The organism is Allokutzneria sp. NRRL B-24872, assembly GCF_002155965.1.
GTDB lineage: Bacteria > Actinomycetota > Actinomycetes > Mycobacteriales > Pseudonocardiaceae > Allokutzneria.
Window position 1 is genome coordinate 44246 of record NZ_MUMH01000028.1, and the last position, 15707, is coordinate 59952.

Genomic DNA, 15707 nt, shown 5'->3' on the forward strand with positions numbered 1-15707 from the left:
GCACCTCAATGACTCATTCAGCACAAAAGAGGCCTAGGCCACCTGGGTGATCTGGGTTTCACCATCGGGGGACTCGCGCCACTGCGTGAACGGGCGGTCCATGTGCCAGCGGCCGGTGGAGTCGCGTTCCAGGACCCGGAAATCACAGGTCGGCGGGTTCGACAGGGATTCGAACAATTCGATGCTCCAGTTGAAGAGCCGACGGCACAGCAATCGCATGGTCAACCCGTGGGAGACCACGATGACGTTCTTCGGGTGGGCCGGGTCGTTGTCCACCCGGCGCTCCAGCTCGGTCAGGAAGCCCGCGACCCGGTCGTCGACGTCCGCGCCGGACTCGCCGTGGGCGAGCCGGAAGAAGAAGTGGCCGAAGGCGTGCCGCTCCTGCTTCTGCCGCTCCTGGTCGACCGGGTCCTGGAGGTTGCCCCAGTCCTGTTCCCGCAGGCGGGGTTCGGGGACTATCCGCTCGATGAGGTTGCTCAGCTCCATCAGCTCGAAGGTCTGCCGCGTGCGCAGGTAGGGGCTGACGTACGCGGCGACGGGACCGGGGCCGAGCAGGCGGCGCATGCGCGGTGACATGGCGCGCGCCTGTTGCACGCCCCGCGGTGTCAGCGGCAGGGCGTGGTCCGGTATGCGGCAGTAGGCGAGCTCATCGACGTTGCCGAGGCTTTCCGCGTGTCGCAGCAGGATGATCCGCACATGTCTATCGTGCCTTTTTTCCTCTACTCCATCAGCGGGAACATCAGTTGTCGCAGCGTCCGACCGGGTAGAGAACCTGATGCAACCACCCCAATTTCCTGAGCCCCCATCGCGAAATAGAAGCCTTCGGCGTAGGGCTCCGCGTCCAGGACGAGCTCCGTCCATCCCATATTCCGGGCGTTTCGCACCGCTTCCGCCCACAACAGCCTGCCGAGACCGGTGCCGATGTGCGGCGGATCGACCCACAGGTTGCCCAGTTCGCCGCGCGGTCCAGCGCCGTCGAGGCTGAAGAACCCGAGCACTTCGTCGTCGCGCTCGGCGACCACGAACAGCCCCTCCGACAGGCGCTGCGCGTCGTAGGTCAGCTCGGCGCGCACGGCCGCCATGAACTCCGCGTCGTAACCCCAGTGCGCCTTGGACCGCTGTGCGAGCGCGTTGAGCGCCCCTGCCTCGTCCGCTCGCGCCCGGCGCAGCGTGATGTCCTCGCCCACCGCTCGATCTTCGCGGTCAGCATCACGTCGCCGCACGCGATTTCCTGGGGGAGGATCACCGGGTGTTGCTCGTGTTGGAGCTGGTCGGCATCGCCGTGTTCGCCGCGTCCGGCGCGCTCGCCGGTGTCCGCGCCCGGCTCGACGTCTTCGGCGTGGTCATCCTCGCCATGACCACCGCGCTCGGCGGCGGGATCATCCGCGACGTGCTGCTCGACGTCAGCCCGCCGACCAGCCTGCGCGACTGGCGCTACCTGCTGGTGACCGCGGTGACCGGCCTGATCGTGTTCTGGGTGCACCCGCACATGGCCAAGCTGCGCCGCGCCATGCTGCTCGCCGATGCGGTCGGGCTCGGGCTGTTCACCACGGCGGGCACGATCACCGCGCTCGAACTGGGCGCGCCCGCCTACACCGCCTGCCTGATCGGCATGACCACGGGCATCGGCGGCGGTGCCCTGCGCGACGTGCTGATCAGGGAGATCCCAGTGGTGCTGCAACGCGAGATCTACGCGGTCGCCGCGCTGCTCGGAGCCGTCGTGGTCGTGGTCGGGCGCAACCTCGGCCTGCCGCAGGGGCCGACGGTGCTCGCCGGGGCCGTGCTGATCGTGACGGTCCGCGTGCTCGCGCTCTGGCGGAAGTGGAACGCGCCCCTGCCGCGCGAGCCCCGCTGACCATGCGGCCATGACTATTTTGGCAGCGTTCAGGCCCTTCTCAGGCACCTCTCAGGGCGGCGGGTCAGACTACGTTCCATGCGCATCCTCGTTGTCGACGACGACCGGGCCGTTCGCGACTCGCTGAGGCGGTCGTTGCAGTTCAACGGCTATCAGGTCGAGATGGCCAGCGACGGTGTGCAGGCGCTGGAACAGCTCGGTGCCAGCAGGCCGGACGCCATGGTGCTCGACGTGATGATGCCGCGCCTTGACGGGCTCGAGGTCTGCCGCAGGCTCCGCAGTACCGGCGACGACCTGCCGATCCTCGTGCTCACCGCGCGCGACGCGGTGTCCGACCGGGTGGCCGGGCTCGACGCGGGCGCCGACGACTACCTGCCCAAGCCCTTCGCGCTCGAAGAACTGCTCGCGCGGCTGCGCGCCCTGCTCCGGCGCACCGGCCCCGGCCAGGACGACGCGGGCGCGGTCGCACCGACGCTGCGCTTCGCCGACCTCGAACTCGACCCGGGCACCAGGGACGTGCGCAGGGGAGAGCGGCCGATCAGCCTGACGCGCACCGAGTTCTCGCTGCTGGAGTTGCTCCTCGCGCACCCGCGCCAGGTCCTCACCCGTGGCCGCATCCTCGAAGAGGTGTGGGGTTACGACTTCCCGACCTCCGGCAACGCCCTTGAGGTCTACGTGGGCTACCTGCGCCGCAAGACCGAGGCCTCGGGCGAGCCGCGGCTGCTGCACACCGTGCGCGGCGTGGGCTACGTGCTCCGGGAGACCGCTCCGTGACGCTGCCGACCGGGATGCGCCAGCGCTTCTCGCTCCAGTCCAGGATCACCGCGCTGGCCGCCTTCGGCGTGGGCTTCGCCGTCGCGCTGGTGTCGCTGGCCGCCTACATCACCGTGCGCTCCAGCCTGTACAGCCAGCTGGAGACCAAGCTGGAGGACCAGGCGCGGGAAGCGGTCAGCACGGCCATCGCGCAGGACAACTTCGAGGGCTTCCCCAGCGACATGTTCCAGATCTTCGGACTGAAGGTCGCGCTGCTGGAGGTGGACCGCACCGGGCACGTCACGCTCCAGGTCGGCAGCGGTGGCCGCTCAACCGCGCCGGTGGTCGGCCAGGACGAGATCGCGGTGGCGCTCGGCACGAACGACGCGAACAGCAGGGTCGACACCAAGACCGACACGCAGATCGCGGCCGCGCACATCCGGCCGGGGCTCGCGCTGGTCCTCGGCCAGTCGCTGTCCTCGCTCAAGGCGACGCTGAACCGGCTCGGCGTGGTGCTGGTCGTGGTCGGTGGCGCGGGCATCCTGCTCGCCGCCGCCGCGGGCACCGCCGTCGCGCGCGGCAGCCTCAGGCCGGTGAAGCGGCTGACCGAGGCGGCGGAGCACGTCGCGCGCACAGCGGAGCTGCGGCCGATCCCGATCACCGGCGACGACGAACTCGCCCGGCTCACGCAGGCGTTCAACTCCATGCTCGCGGCGCTCTCGGAGTCCCAGGAGCGCCAGCGCAGGCTCGTCGCCGACGCCGGGCACGAGTTGCGCACACCGCTGACCTCCTTGCGCACCAACCTGGAACTGCTGTTGGCCTCGCAGCGCGCCGACACGCCGAACCTCTCCGAAGAGGACCGCTCGGAGATCTATGAGGACGTCCGCGCGCAGGTCAACGAACTGTCCACTTTGGTCGGTGACCTGGTCGAGCTGGCCCGCGACGACGCCCCCGGTGTTGTGCACGAGCCGGTGGAGATGGTGGACGTGGTGGAGCGCGCGCTCGAACGCGCCCGCCGCCGCGCGCCGAGCCTGGAGTTCGAGGCGAGCCTGCGCCCGTGGGTGCTCGACGGCGACGCGAACGCCCTGGAGCGCGCCGCGCTGAACCTGCTGGACAACGCCGCCAAGTGGAGCCCGCCAGGTGGTCACGTCCGCGTCGAGCTGCGCCAGGCCGGACAGGGCGTCGCGCTGCTCGAAGTCGCCGACGCGGGCCGGGGCATCGCGGACGCGGACCTGCCGCACGTGTTCGAACGGTTCTACCGCTCGTCGGAAGCGCGCACGCTGCCCGGCTCCGGCCTGGGCCTGGCGATCGTCAAGCAGGTCGCCGAGCGCCACGGCGGAACCGCGACCGCAGGGCACGCCCCCGAAGGCGGAGCGCTCATGTCGATCTGGCTCCCGGGGCGCCCCGGCTGAGCCCCATCCCCCCCGGGTCAGGTGAAGCGCGTGGTCTCCAACCCCAGGAGGCCAAGCCCCGCAAGCGATCCGAGGACGCGCGCGGGCCACCGTTGGCGCTGATGTGCTCGGCCCACTCCGCCCGGTGCTCGACGGCAGCTGCGGCGCACCGCAGCCCAGGAGGTAGGCGTCCTCGCCGATCGCTTCGCGGACCAACGCCAAGCCGCTGCGGTAGGCCTCGATCGCGGTCACCTCCGCGTGCCGCTGGCCGGGCACCGCGCCCGCGTACACAAAGTCGATCTTGTGATGGTCGATGCCCCAGTCAGCGAAGGTCGCGAAACCGCGGCCGGATGCGTGGTGTCCAGCGCGTACGGCTCCTGCTCCCGGTTGTGCCCGACCCGCACGGGATTTTCTTTGCCCGCCAACCAGTCCGGGAGCTCAGCCAGCAACTCCGACCGCGCGCCCACGAGGAACGGCGCCGTCCAGATCCCCGCTCGGCGACCGCGAACAGACCTTCGCCGCAGTAGGTGCCCGACGCGGGGTCGGTCGTCGACGGGGACCACGACTGCCAGCCCTGCTCGTGCACGACGGTGTCTTCGCTGGTCGGGATCTCCGCGATGAGCTCCACCGGGTCCGGCTCTCCCTGTTCGCTTGTGCGTGAGCTTGCTCGCCACCGAACGAACTCGAACACGCTGCCCGATAGTCATGCTAAGCACGATTTATTCGACCCTGCTGCCCTTTTCGGTTCTACGGCGATCAACTAGTTGTCTGAAAGGGCTCAACCTGGACGCAACTTCGTGTTGGACTGTGTTGACGTTGCCCCTCGGACTGGGTCAGTCTGGGTGGGTGGAGCCGTCAAGGGGAAGAGGTGCGCGGTGCTGGCGCGGCAACGACAGGCGGTGATCCTCGAAGAGGTGCGCAGGACCGGGGCGGTGCGGGTCAGCGACCTCGTGACCAGGCTCGGCGTCTCCGACATGACCGTGCGCAGAGACCTCGACGCGCTCGCCCGGCGGGGCCAGGTGGAGAAGGTCTACGGCGGCGCGACCTCGGCGACCGGCCGCAGCACCGACGAGCCCGGCTTCGAGGCCAAGTCCGTCCGCCAGCTCCCGGAGAAGGAGGCCATCGCCGCGATGGCCGCCGAACTCGTCCGGCCCGGCACGGCGATCGGTCTCTCCGCGGGGACCACGACCTGGACCCTGGCGCGCTACCTCGACGACGTGGCCGACCTGACCGTCGTCACCAACTCGATCCGCGTCGCCGACGTGCTCCAGCAGCGCGGGCGCACCGACCGGACCGTGGTGCTCACCGGCGGCGTGCGCACGCCCTCCGACGCGCTCGTCGGCCCGGTCGCGGTGCAGGCGCTGCGCTCGCTGCACCTCGACCTGGTGTTCCTCGGCGTGCACGGGATGGCGCTGAACGCCGGGTTCACCACGCCCAACCTCAACGAGAGCGAGACCGACCGCGCGCTGGTCGACGCGGCGAGCAACCTCGTGGTGCTGGCCGACCACACCAAGTGGGCCACGGTCGGCATCTCCACCATCGCCCAGCTGGACGAAGCGCACGTGCTGGTCAGCGACGAGGGCCTGGACGAGGGCGCGCGCGAGGTCCTCTCCGAGCACGTCGACGAACTCGTGCTCGCCCCCGTTCCCACCCGCAGGACTCAGCCGGAGGTCGGCGCGTGAGGCGCAGCAGCAACCACCTCGCGGACGGCCGCGAGATCATCTACTTCGACGACACCGAGACCGCCCCGCGCGCCGCCGAGGACACGCGCGACCTGCCCGAGCAGGCGCCGCGCTCGGAGATCCGCCGCGACCCGCTGACCGGCGAGTGGGTCGGCATGGCCGCGCACCGGCAGACCCGCATCTACAAGCCACCGGCCGACCTGTGCCCGCTGTGCCCGACCTCGCCGGGGCGGCCGACCGAGATCCCCGAGTCCAGCTACGACGTGGTGGTCTTCGAGAACCGCTTCCCGTCCTTCGCCCAGGGCGTTCCCGCTCTACCGTCCACTGTGGACGGAATGCCCATGGTGGAGCAGGCCGGAGGGCTCGGCCGCTGCGAGGTCGTCTGCTTCACCTCCGACCACGAGTCCTCCTTCGGCGGGCTCAGCCCCGCGCGGGTGCGCACCGTCGTGGACGCGTGGGCCGACCGCACGAGCACGCTCAGCGCGCTGCCCGGCGTGGAGCAGGTCTTCTGCTTCGAGAACCGCGGCGAAGAGATCGGCGTGACGCTGCACCACCCGCACGGCCAGATCTACGGCTACCCGTTCGTCACACCGCGCACTGAGCGCATGCTCGCCACAGCCCGCGATTACCACGCCGAGCACGGTCGGCACGTCCTCGGCGACGTTCTGGCGGCAGAGCGCGCTGCGGAGATCCGCGTCATCGGCTCCACGGAGCACTGGACCGCCTTCGTGCCGGCCGCCGCGCGATGGCCGGTCGAGGTGCTGCTCGTGCCGCACCGCCAAGTCCCCGACATCCCCGCGCTCAGCGACGCCGAGCGCGACGACTTCGGCCGCCTCTACCTCGATGTGCTCGGCAGGCTCGACGGGCTCTACGACAAGCCGTTGCCCTACATCGCCGCCTGGCACCAGGCCCCGGTCCGGGTCGGCCGCGAGCACTCGTGGCTGCACCTCCAGGTGTTCTCCGTGCTGCGCACCGCGGACAAGCTGAAGTATCTGGCGGGCTCGGAGTCGGGGATGGCGGTGTGGGTCAACGACGCCACGCCGGAGCAGATCGCCGAGCGGCTGCGTGCCTCCGGGTGAATTGACGGCGTATCCACAAGCGAACCCCAGGCGTGTCTAAGCCTCTTCTCAGGTCGGCACTCCAGAGTGGTTCCCATGACGGACAACACCTCCGGCGCCTCGGGCGGACAGCCTGAGCGCCCGCAGCAGCCGACCGAGGGCACCACCCCGCAGCAGCAGGGTGCGCCGGAGGCCACCGCAGCCCAGCAGCAGCCGCACGCGGGCTACGGCGGCCAGCCCTACCCGCAGCAGGACAACGGCCCCCTGACCAACCCGCTCGGCATCCCGGTGCAGCACCAGCAGCCCTACCCGCAGCAGAAGCCGAAGTCCGGCAGGGGCAAGCTCGTCGCGGGCGCGCTGATCTTCGCGCTGCTCGGCGGCGCGGCGGGCGGTGTCGGCGGCGGCCTGCTCGGCTACAACCTCGCGCTCGACAACAGCTCCTACAACGCGCTCGACGCGCCCCGGCCCGACGCCAGCAACGTGAACAGCCCCGCCCCCGCGGGCAGCGTGGAGGCCGTCGCGCAGAAGGTGCTGCCGAGCGTCGTGCAGTTGCAGACGCAGAGCGGATCGGGCTCCGGCGTCGTGCTCAGCTCGGACGGCATGATCCTGACCAACAACCACGTGGTCGAAGAGGCTGCGGCCGGTGGCGGCCAGATCCGCATCCAGTTCAAGGACGGCAGGACCGCGCCCGCCAAGATCATCGGCGTCGACCCCACCTCCGACCTCGCCGTGGTCAAGGCCGAGGGCGTCAGCGGGCTCACCCCGGTCGAGCTCGGCCGCTCCGGCAACCTCCGCGTCGGCCAGCAGGTCGTCGCCATCGGCGCCCCGTTCGGCCTGAGCAACACGGTCACCAGCGGCATCGTCAGCGCGCTGCAGCGGCCCGTGCGCACCGGCAACGAGGCGGGCGACAGCACCGTGATGGACGCGGTGCAGACGGACGCCGCGATCAACCCCGGTAACTCCGGCGGTCCGCTGGTGGACATGAGCGGCAAGGTCATCGGCATCAACACCGCGATCAAGACGGCCAGCGGCGGCCAGCAGCAGTCCGGCGGCTCCATCGGCCTCGGCTTCGCCATCCCGATCGACCAGGCCATGCGCATCGCCAACGAGCTGCGCACCAACGGCAAAGCCACCCACGCCGTGCTCGGCGTGACGCTCGCGCCGCAGCAACAGCGCTCCGCGACGGCGGCCAACGGCGCGGCCGTCGGCACTGTCGAGCCGAACTCGGCGGCCGAGGCCGCGGGCATCAAGCAGGGGGACGTGATCACCAAGCTGGACGGCCGGCGGATCAACGACACCGACTCGCTGATCGCCGCGGTCCGCTCGCACGACCCGAACTCCAAGGTCAAGGTCACCGTCGCCAGCGGCGGTACCGAACGCGAGGTCGAGCTGACGCTGGGCAGCAGGGTGCTCAGCGGAGGCTGACCTCCACGAAGGAACGCGGGTTCCCGGCCAGCCCTCGCGCCGGGGACCCGCGCTCCGTCCTGTCCGATCCCCGGGGGAGCGCATGAGACCGAACCTGATCGTCGAACCTTCCACGCACGCCGTGCCCGAGCCGACTAACGTGCTCCTCATGGAACGCACCGCGAAGCTCGGCCGTGCCCTCGTCGTGCTCGTCGACGACCGCCTGGCACACGGCGAACACGAGGACACCACCGGGCCGCTGGTCACCGAGCTGCTCGAAGAAGCAGGCTTCATCGTGGACGGCACCGTCGCGGTCGCCGGCGAGATCGTGGAGATCCGCAACGCGCTCAACACCGCGGTCATCGGCGGCGTGGACCTGGTGATCACCGTCGGCGGCACCGGTGTGTCCCCACGCGATGTCACCCCGGACGCCACGGTCGGCGTGCTCGACCGCCCGCTGCCCGGTGTCGCCGAGGCCCTGCGCGCCTCCGGCCTGGCCGCCGGAGCGGTGGACGCCGGCATCTCGCGCGGCGTCGTCGGCGTGTCCGGCAGCACCCTCGTGGTCAACCTCGCCGCGTCGCGCTCCTCGGTCCGCGACGGCATGGCCACGCTGACCCCGTTGGTGCAGCACGTGATCGAGCAGCTCTCCGGCATCGAAGAGGCGTGAGGCGGCGTCGGTGACGGGCGAGCCAGCCGAGCGCGAGCAGGCCGAGCAGCATCGCAGAAAGCTCGACGAGCTCTTCGGCGACGTGCTCCCGGAGACCACCTCCGACGAGCGCGATCCCGGCGACCGCGCCGACCGCACCTCAGACGCCTGGTACTACGAGAACCGCCCGCCCCACCACGACGCCTGATCCCCGTTTCGTACTCATAGCAGGAAAAGAGCGCTCCCAATTCCCGCTATGAGTACGAAACGGGTGTTGCCGGCGGGCCTACTTCTTGCGGTCGGGGTCGAGGACGTTCTCCAGCTTGGTGCTGACGTCCTCGATCTTGTCGTGGTACTTCCCGCCCGTGGCCTTGTCCAGCTTCGACGCGGCCAGGTCGACCCCGCGCGCCGCGGCGTCACCGGCCTTCTCGGCGAGCGGACCCGCCTTCTCCTTGGCCTGCTCCGCGAGCGGGCCGACCTTCTCCTTCGCCTGGTTGGCGAGTTCCTTGGCCTTGTCCAGGAAGCTCATTGCCTTGTCCCTCCACCGCGGCGGTGTGCCGTCCTGGTTCCGACGCTACCCAGGACGGCGCACCGGCGCAGTGGTCGCGGTTCAGCGCTGGGTGTTGCGCTCCTGCAGCAGGTCGCGGATCTCGGTCAGCAGTTCCACGTCGGTCGGCTTCGACGGGCCGGCCTCCTTGCCCCGCTCGCGCCGCTCCTGGATCTTCTTGATCGGCAGGACGAGGACGAAGTAGACCACCGCGGCGACGATCAGGAAGTTGATCGCCGCGTTGATCACGGTGCCCAGGTCGATGAACGTGGACGGCTTGTCACCGACGAGCTGGAAGCCAAGCCCCTGCGCCGGGTCCGAACCGCCGATCGAGTTGATCAACGGCTTGATGATGCCGGTGGTGAACGCCGTGACGATCGCCGTGAACGCGCTGCCGATGACCACGGCCACCGCGAGCTCGACCACGTTGCCGCGCATGATGAAGTCTTTGAAGCCCTTAAGCACTGCTGCCCCTTTTGGTCCTGTGCCGACTGGCCCGCACAGAGTAAACAGTCATCTCCGTAGCGTGATCGCCACCGGTCGGGTGAGCCCGGCCGCCGCGACGCGGGTGGCGTCCTCCCTGGTCAGCGCGAGGACGACGAGGCGCTCCGCCCGATTGGCGAGGCCGCGCGCGTCCTTCTCGCCGCGAACCGCGAGCACCACGGCGTCCTCGGCGAGCACGGCCGACTCCTGAGCGATCACGTCCACCCGGCTACCCGCTCGCAGCAGGTCGGCAACACCGGGGTCGGCGGGGCGCACGGCGACCGCCGCCCCGTTGGCGTCACCGGTGACCAGGCCGGTGAGCTCGGGCCCGGCGAGGCGCAGGTCGGTCAGCGGTTCCCCGCGTCGCGCCGCGCCCACCAGTAATCGCCCGGAAACCGTTGCGGCGACTGGGAGAGCGCCGTCCGGTACTGAGTCCGTGGTGAAGGCGTGCGGGCGAACGTCATCGGCAGTGAGCACCGCTCCGGGTGCCAGATCCCGTGCGGCCACGAGGACGCGCACGCTCTCCGCCGGTGGCGCGCAGGCCAGAAACGCCGCCAGGGCAACGAGAAGCGCCGTCAGCAGCCTGCGCAGGAGCACGATCCGGCCGCGCAGCAACCGCCCTATCCGGTCGCGGGGCAGCGGCGCCAGGGTCCCGCCCATCGAGCCTCCTGAAGTCGTTGTGGGTCAGCGACTTCGACGTTAGGAGGTGATGGGGTGCGGTCCGGCCCTCGGCGGCCAAGTTGTGGACAACTGGTGCCGCTGTGGACAACTAGCCGGATCAGGTGGCCTCAGGAGGCCGCTGCGGCCTTCGCTGTCGGGGTGGTGGTGGAAGATGAGGAAGTCGACTTGGACGAGTCCGAAGAGGACCCGGACGACCCAGCGGAGGACTCCGAGGAAGACGACTTCGACTTGCTGTCCGACGAGGACGAATCAGAGGAGGCGCCCACCGTGGAGCTGCCGCCCGACCGGCTGTCGGTGCGGTAGAAGCCGCTCCCCTTGAACACGATGCCGACCGAGCCGAAGAGCTTGCGGAGCTTGCCCGAGCACTCCGGGCACGTCGTGAGAGCGTCGTCGCTGAACGACTGGAACTGCTCGAAGCGGTGCTCGCACTCAGTGCAGGCGTACTGGTAGGTCGGCACGACGTCCCTCCGCGAACTGTCGTCAACTGCCGCTGGAACAGCGACTGGCACTCAACCGGTTGGCACTCAGCAGCGACGAGTGCTAAATACGATGATGCGCCAATTCTGCCCCGGAGCGCAAACACCCCGGGTCAGAGCGGTCGCACGTCCGCGTGCGGGACCAGCACCGCCGTCATGCGGACGTCGTGCTCCTCACCGGGAAGCTCGTCGACGAATTCTTCCGGGTGAACGACGGCGACCAGGGGAGTGCCGGGGCGGACGAACGGCAGCGACCGGTCGTAGTGCCCGGCCCCGCGCCCGAGCCGGACGCCTCGCCGGTCCACGGCCAGTGCCGGGACCAGCACCGCGTCCGCCGCACCCATCGCCGACGCGTCCAGCCGCGGACCCGGCGGTTCGAGAAGCCCGAACTTGGCGGGCAGCAGTTCCCCCGTGTGCTCGGACCACGCGAGGGGGCTCCTACCGGTCACCACGGGCAGCAGCACACGGCAACCGGCATCGAGAAGGGAGGACAACAACGCAGGTGAACCGGGTTCCGCGCCGATCGGGACGTAGGCGCAGACGGTTCCGCCGGAGTAGGTCGCCGCCCAGTCGGACAGGGTGCTGGCCAACGCTTCCGCGCGGTCCGCGAGCACCTGGTCCGGTAAGGCTGCCCTGCCGTGGGACAGCCGTTCGCGCCATGCCTTCTTCGCCTGCCTGATGAGATCTTCCGAAGCCACGAAAAGTGAGCTTAGGCACGCCGGATAGGCTCGGCCCATGAGCTCGTCGAGCGCCTTCCGCACCGCAATCGTGCCCGCAGCCGGACTCGGCACCCGGTTCCTGCCGACCACGAAGTCCGTGCCCAAGGAACTGCTGCCCGTAGTCGACCGGCCCGCGATCGAGCTGGTGGCCGAAGAGGCCGCCCAGGCGGGCGCGAGCAAGCTGGTGATCGTCACCTCGCCGGACAAGGCGTCGGTCGGCCAGCACTTCCAGCCCGCGCCGGAGCTGGAGTCGACGCTGGAGAAGCGCGGCAAGACCGAGCTGCTGGACAAGGTGCGCCGCGCCCCCGGCCTGCTCGACGTCGAGGTCGCCATCCAGGAGCAGGCGCTGGGCCTCGGGCACGCGGTCGCCTGCGCCGAGCCGAACCTGACCAGCGAGGACGAGGCCGTCGCGGTGCTGCTGCCGGACGACCTGATCCTGCCCAACGGCGCGCTGGAGGCCATGTCCGCGGTGCGCGAGCGCTTCGGCGGCAGCGTGCTGCTCGCCATCGAGGTGCCGCGCGAGCAGGTGTCGGCCTACGGCGTCTTCGACGTGGACGACACCGACGAGCCGGACGTGAAGCGGCTCAAGGGCATGGTGGAGAAGCCCGCGGTCGAGGACGCGCCGTCGAACCTGATCGCCCCCGGTCGCTACCTGCTCGACCGGGCGATCTTCGACGCGCTGAAGCGGATCACGCCGGGTGCCGGTGGCGAACTCCAGCTCACCGACGCCATCGCGCTGCTGATCGCCGAGGGCCACCCCGTGCACGTCGTGGTGCACCGCGGCGACCGGCACGACCTGGGCAACCCCGGGGGCTTCCTCAAGGCCGCGGTCGACTTCGCGCTGAAAGATCCCGCGTATGGGCCCGGCCTGTTGAAGTGGCTCCGCGAGCGCGTTGCCGCATCCTAGGAAGTTATGAGGTCCGTAGACGAGCAGCTGGCCCGCGTTCTCCGCGCCGCGGTGCAGCCGTCCCCAGTGCGGGTGGCCATCTCCGAGGCGCAGGGTCTGCTGTGCGCCGAGGAGGTCGTGGCGGAGCGGGCGCTGCCCGGCTTCGACCAAGCCGCCGTTGACGGCTACGCGGTGCGCAGTGTCGACGTGCAGCAGGCGGGCGCCGACCCGGTCGTGCTGCCCGTCGTCGGGGAGATCCAGGCCGGTTCCCGCCAGCCCAGCCGCCTGCAACCCGGGCAGGCCGTGCGGGTGGCGACCGGTGCCCCGCTGCCGACGCTGGCCGACGCGGTCGTTCCGCTCGCCTACACCGACGAGCACCCGGCCAGGGTCTCCGTGCAGCGCCCGGTGCCCTCGGCCGCGTTCGTCCGCCGCACCGGCGAGGACGTGCAGACCGGTGACGTCGCCGTGCGCATGGGCTCGGCGATCGGCGCGGCCCAGGTCGGTCTGCTCGCCGCGGTCGGCCGCAACAAGGTGCTCGTGCACCCCCGGCCGAGGGTGTCGATCATCTCCATCGGCGAGGAGCTGGTGGACATCGACCGCACCCCGGGTCCGGGGCAGGTCTACGACGTCAACTCCTACGCGTTGTCCGCGGCGGCTCGGGACGCCGGGGCCGAGGTCAGCCGGGTCGGCGTGGTCACGACCGAGCCGTCGCGCTTCGCCGAGATCGTCGAGGGACGGCTGCTGATCTCCGAGATCGTGGTCATCACGGGCGCGATCGGCGGCAGCGGCGGCGAAGAGGTCATCGGCGCGCTGGCCGACCTGGGCGAGCTGGACGAGACCCGGGTGGCGATGCACCCCGGTTCCGTGCAGGGCTTCGGCAGGCTCGGGCCGGACGAGGTGCCCACGTTCCTGCTGCCCAGCAACCCGATCAGTGCCCTGGTGATCTTCGAGGTGCTGATCCGGCCGCTGATCCGCGCCGCGCTCGGCAAGCGCAACCCGCAGCGCCGCAGGGTCAAGGCCCGCCTGGTCTCCCCGGTGACCTCCGCCAAGGGGCGCAAGGGTTTCCTGCGCGGACAGCTCATGCGCGACACCGAGACCAACGAGTACCTGGTGCAGCCGCTGGGCACCTCCGGCTCGCACCTGCTCGCCTCGCTGGCCGAGGCGAACTGCCTGATCCTGCTGGACGAGGAGACCACCGACGTCCTGGTCGGGGAAGAGGTGGCGGTGAGCTTCCTGGCGCAGCGTGGCTGACCTCCGGCCACCAGAGGGACGCCACCCCGGCTGGCCGGCCCGGCTGGGCCCGCTGGTCGTCGCCGGGGGCACCCTCGAACTGCGCCCGCCGCGCCTGCGCGACGCGAGCGCGTGGAGCTCCGCCCGCCAGCGCGACCGCGCGCACCTCGAACCGTGGGAGCCCAGCTCGTACGGGCAGGGCTGGGACGAGCGCAACTCGCTGCTGGCCTGGCCGCCGCAGTGGGCGACGCTGCGCTCACTGGGCAGGCGCGGGCTGGCCCTGCCGTTCACCATCGTGCTCGACGGCCGCCTCGCCGGTCAGGTCACCGTCGGCAACATCCAACGCGGCGCGCTGCGCTCCGGCTGGGTCGGCTACTGGGTGTCCAGCGAGCTGACCAGGGGTGGAGTCGCCACCGCCGCCGTCGCGCTGGTCGTGGACCACAGCCTCGGGCCCGCCGGGCTGCACCGGCTGGAGGCCACCGTGCGGCCGGAGAACGAGCCCAGCCTCCGCGTGCTCGACAAGCTCGGGTTCCGCCGCGAAGGGCTCTACGAGCGCTACCTCGACGTGGGTGGCATCTGGCGCGACCACCTCAGCCTCGCGTTCACCGAGGAGGAGCTCGGCGTCGGTTCGGTTGCCCGGCTGGTGCGGCGTGGGCTGGCTCGCATTCCCTGATTCAGCCGGTACGCATCGCCTGATCAGGTAATGATCGACATGCTCCGGCGTGTTGACCGGCGGCGTGGCTCCGACACGGGTGTGACTGGTGTGACTAACGTGGCGTTCACGTATGAATGTCGGGCGTGGTGTGGGGGAGGTGGACAGGCGTGCCGAGCTCGTTGATCTTCGCCGCTCTCGCGGCTGCCTGGCTCGTCGTTCTCGTACCCATGGTGGCGCGGCGTCGAAAGCCCGTCGCCAGAACAGCCGACTCGGCCCTCACGGGCAGAGTCGTCCGTCGCGGCGGTGAACGCGCCGCGCGCGGGGCACAGCTTCCGGAGGAGAACGCGCAGGAGGTGTTCGCCATGCCCGGACGACGGGCGCCGGAGCCCGCTGAGGACTCCGAGGACTACGACAGCTATTCCGACCACTACGCCGAGGACTACGGCGACGAGTCGATCAACCGCCGCGCCCGCCGCCGCTACCGGCCGGGCCGGGGCGGCTTCGACCCCGAGCTCGCCGCCATGGTCGCGCGCGCCAAGTACCAGTTCCGGCAGCGCGTCGTCCTCGGCATGCTGCTGCTCGCCCTCGCCACCGGCCTGCTCGCCGGGTTCGCGATGCCGGTCCTGTGGTGGGCGCACGGCGCCACCGATGTGATCCTCGTCGGGTACCTCACCTACCTCCGGCGCCAGGTGCGCATCGAAGCGGAGATCCGTGAGCGCAGGCTCGCCCGCATGCGCGGCGCCGAGGACGATGAGGACGAGGACGTCGCCCAGCACGACCAGTTCGAGCAGGACGACGAAGACGACGACGTCGAGACCTTCGAGATGCCCACCAAGGCCGCAAGCAAGCCGGTCGGCACCCGCTGCTCCTCGCGCCCCAGCGCCGAGGCTCTCGACCTCGACGACGAGGACCCGACCTTCGAACACCTGGACCCACCTGCGCAAATGACCTACCGGCGGGCCTCGGGCGAGTAGTGGTGGGGGGTGTGCGAAGCACCCCCAACCAACTGTTATGCTTCCCGCACAACAGAACACGGGGCTGTAGCGCAGTTGGTAGCGCGTCTCGTTCGCATCGAGAAGGTCAGGGGTTCGATTCCCCTCAGCTCCACGCTAGAAGGCGAGTGCTCGCAAAGAGCGCTCGCCTTTTGCGTTCTGGCCCGGCGTGGTCGCGTTGCTCGGGAACCAGCGCAGGCTGAACTGGCCAGCGGTACGGCTGGAAAATGGCGAGCATGTCAGTCCGAC

At 70.4% G+C, this 15707-nt stretch carries 19 protein-coding genes, 1 tRNA gene and 1 pseudogene; 14 read left to right on the forward strand and 7 right to left on the reverse strand.

Translation table 11 applies throughout. The features are described 5' to 3' along the window. Window positions 1–33: 33 nt before the first annotated feature. Both CCN37_RS08320 and CCN37_RS08325 read right to left on the reverse strand, forming a co-directional pair. The gene (locus CCN37_RS08320) at window positions 34–696 is read right to left on the reverse strand and encodes a histidine phosphatase family protein (protein ID WP_086820095.1); all 663 of its coding nucleotides are present in this window, start codon (window positions 694–696) and stop codon (window positions 34–36) included. Window positions 697–719: 23 nt separating this feature from the next. Continuing rightward, window positions 720–1187, reverse strand: a complete 468-nt coding sequence (locus tag CCN37_RS08325) for a GNAT family N-acetyltransferase (RefSeq protein ID WP_246842888.1) — start codon at window positions 1185–1187, stop codon at window positions 720–722. A 62-nt stretch (window positions 1188–1249) separates the two neighbouring features. Between CCN37_RS08325 and CCN37_RS08330 the strand changes: the two genes are divergently transcribed. From CCN37_RS08330 to CCN37_RS39670, 8 genes are all read left to right on the forward strand, one after another. After that, on the forward strand, window positions 1250–1855 hold the full coding sequence (locus CCN37_RS08330) for a trimeric intracellular cation channel family protein (protein WP_086820096.1): 606 nt from the start codon (window positions 1250–1252) through the stop codon (window positions 1853–1855). Between the two features lie 78 nt (window positions 1856–1933). Next, window positions 1934–2629 carry a response regulator transcription factor gene (locus CCN37_RS08335; RefSeq protein WP_086820097.1) on the forward strand — a complete coding sequence of 232 codons (696 nt, stop codon included), beginning with the start codon at window positions 1934–1936 and terminating at the stop codon, window positions 2627–2629. Window positions 2630–2643: 14 nt separating this feature from the next. Then, window positions 2644–4020 (forward strand): HAMP domain-containing sensor histidine kinase, encoded by a 1377-nt coding sequence (locus CCN37_RS08340; RefSeq protein ID WP_086820148.1) that lies wholly within the window; start codon window positions 2644–2646, stop codon window positions 4018–4020. 854 nt (window positions 4021–4874) lie between these two features. Continuing rightward, window positions 4875–5681, forward strand: a complete 807-nt coding sequence (locus CCN37_RS08345; protein WP_086820098.1) for a DeoR/GlpR family DNA-binding transcription regulator — start codon at window positions 4875–4877, stop codon at window positions 5679–5681. Beyond that, window positions 5678–6760, forward strand: coding sequence for a galactose-1-phosphate uridylyltransferase (gene galT, locus CCN37_RS08350; protein ID WP_086820099.1), 1083 nt, complete (start codon window positions 5678–5680; stop codon window positions 6758–6760). The genes CCN37_RS08345 and galT overlap by 4 nt, the downstream gene beginning before the upstream one ends. Before the next feature lie 75 nt (window positions 6761–6835). Continuing rightward, window positions 6836–8164 (forward strand): trypsin-like peptidase domain-containing protein, encoded by a 1329-nt coding sequence (locus CCN37_RS08355; RefSeq protein ID WP_086820100.1) that lies wholly within the window; start codon window positions 6836–6838, stop codon window positions 8162–8164. Between the two features lie 148 nt (window positions 8165–8312). Then, entirely contained in the window at window positions 8313–8810 is a 498-nt protein-coding gene (locus tag CCN37_RS08360; RefSeq protein WP_086820149.1) for a molybdenum cofactor biosynthesis protein B, read from the forward strand. 10 nt (window positions 8811–8820) lie between these two features. Beyond that, window positions 8821–8997: a hypothetical protein gene (locus CCN37_RS39670; RefSeq protein ID WP_086820101.1), complete on the forward strand. Its 177-nt coding sequence runs from the start codon at window positions 8821–8823 to the stop codon at window positions 8995–8997. A 78-nt stretch (window positions 8998–9075) separates the two neighbouring features. Here the strand turns inward: CCN37_RS39670 and CCN37_RS08370 are convergent, their stop codons facing one another. The 3 genes from CCN37_RS08370 to CCN37_RS08380 all read right to left on the reverse strand — a co-directional run bounded on the left by CCN37_RS08370 (window position 9076) and on the right by CCN37_RS08380 (window position 10479). Further along, complete coding sequence (locus CCN37_RS08370; protein WP_086820102.1) at window positions 9076–9318, reverse strand: antitoxin; 243 nt, start codon at window positions 9316–9318, stop codon at window positions 9076–9078. Between the two features lie 81 nt (window positions 9319–9399). Continuing rightward, window positions 9400–9801, reverse strand: coding sequence for a large-conductance mechanosensitive channel protein MscL (gene mscL / locus CCN37_RS08375; RefSeq protein WP_086820103.1), 402 nt, complete (start codon window positions 9799–9801; stop codon window positions 9400–9402). A gap of 48 nt (window positions 9802–9849) precedes the next feature. Further along, window positions 9850–10479, reverse strand: a complete 630-nt coding sequence (locus CCN37_RS08380) for an SAF domain-containing protein (RefSeq protein ID WP_086820104.1) — start codon at window positions 10477–10479, stop codon at window positions 9850–9852. A 186-nt stretch (window positions 10480–10665) separates the two neighbouring features. Between CCN37_RS08380 and CCN37_RS42285 the strand changes: the two genes are divergently transcribed. After that, complete coding sequence (locus CCN37_RS42285; protein ID WP_371503817.1) at window positions 10666–10803, forward strand: hypothetical protein; 138 nt, start codon at window positions 10666–10668, stop codon at window positions 10801–10803. A 14-nt stretch (window positions 10804–10817) separates the two neighbouring features. On the opposite strand, the pseudogene CCN37_RS42290 reads toward CCN37_RS42285, so the two are convergent. Beyond that, window positions 10818–11009 (reverse strand): annotated as a pseudogene (locus CCN37_RS42290) (FmdB family zinc ribbon protein); the annotation flags it as partial. Window positions 11010–11089: 80 nt separating this feature from the next. After that, window positions 11090–11674 (reverse strand): 5-formyltetrahydrofolate cyclo-ligase, encoded by a 585-nt coding sequence (locus CCN37_RS08390; protein ID WP_246842891.1) that lies wholly within the window; start codon window positions 11672–11674, stop codon window positions 11090–11092. 37 nt (window positions 11675–11711) lie between these two features. Between CCN37_RS08390 and CCN37_RS08395 the strand changes: the two genes are divergently transcribed. The 5 genes from CCN37_RS08395 (at window position 11712) to CCN37_RS08415 (ending at window position 15573) form a co-directional block, all read left to right on the forward strand. After that, entirely contained in the window at window positions 11712–12602 is an 891-nt protein-coding gene (locus CCN37_RS08395; protein WP_086820106.1) for a UTP--glucose-1-phosphate uridylyltransferase, read from the forward strand. 6 nt (window positions 12603–12608) lie between these two features. After that, window positions 12609–13832, forward strand: a complete 1224-nt coding sequence (gene glp / locus CCN37_RS08400) for a gephyrin-like molybdotransferase Glp (protein ID WP_086820107.1) — start codon at window positions 12609–12611, stop codon at window positions 13830–13832. After that, a complete protein-coding gene (locus CCN37_RS08405; RefSeq protein ID WP_086820108.1) occupies window positions 13825–14484 on the forward strand; it encodes a GNAT family N-acetyltransferase in 660 nt (219 codons plus the stop codon). Before glp ends, CCN37_RS08405 begins: the two co-directional genes overlap by 8 nt. A 149-nt stretch (window positions 14485–14633) precedes the next feature. Then, window positions 14634–15440 (forward strand): gephyrin-like molybdotransferase receptor GlpR, encoded by an 807-nt coding sequence (glpR, locus tag CCN37_RS08410; protein ID WP_086820109.1) that lies wholly within the window; start codon window positions 14634–14636, stop codon window positions 15438–15440. Window positions 15441–15500: 60 nt separating this feature from the next. Then, window positions 15501–15573 (forward strand) — tRNA-Ala (locus CCN37_RS08415). Window positions 15574–15707: the final 134 nt, after the last annotated feature.

Bases quoted from the DNA above. Each gene is read 5' to 3' on its own strand.
- CCN37_RS08335 (WP_086820097.1), top strand. From the start codon at position 1,934: ATGCGCATCCTCGTTGTCGACGACGACCGGGCCGTTCGCGACTCGCTG.
- CCN37_RS08340 (WP_086820148.1), top strand. From the start codon at position 2,644: ATGCGCCAGCGCTTCTCGCTCCAGTCCAGGATCACCGCGCTGGCCGCC.
- CCN37_RS08355 (WP_086820100.1), top strand. From the start codon at position 6,836: ATGACGGACAACACCTCCGGCGCCTCGGGCGGACAGCCTGAGCGCCCG.
- CCN37_RS08360 (WP_086820149.1), top strand. From the start codon at position 8,313: ATGGAACGCACCGCGAAGCTCGGCCGTGCCCTCGTCGTGCTCGTCGAC.
- CCN37_RS08370 (WP_086820102.1), bottom strand. From the start codon at position 9,318: ATGAGCTTCCTGGACAAGGCCAAGGAACTCGCCAACCAGGCGAAGGAG.
- CCN37_RS08380 (WP_086820104.1), bottom strand. From the start codon at position 10,479: ATGGGCGGGACCCTGGCGCCGCTGCCCCGCGACCGGATAGGGCGGTTG.
- CCN37_RS08395 (WP_086820106.1), top strand. From the start codon at position 11,712: ATGAGCTCGTCGAGCGCCTTCCGCACCGCAATCGTGCCCGCAGCCGGA.
- glp (WP_086820107.1), top strand. From the start codon at position 12,609: ATGAGGTCCGTAGACGAGCAGCTGGCCCGCGTTCTCCGCGCCGCGGTG.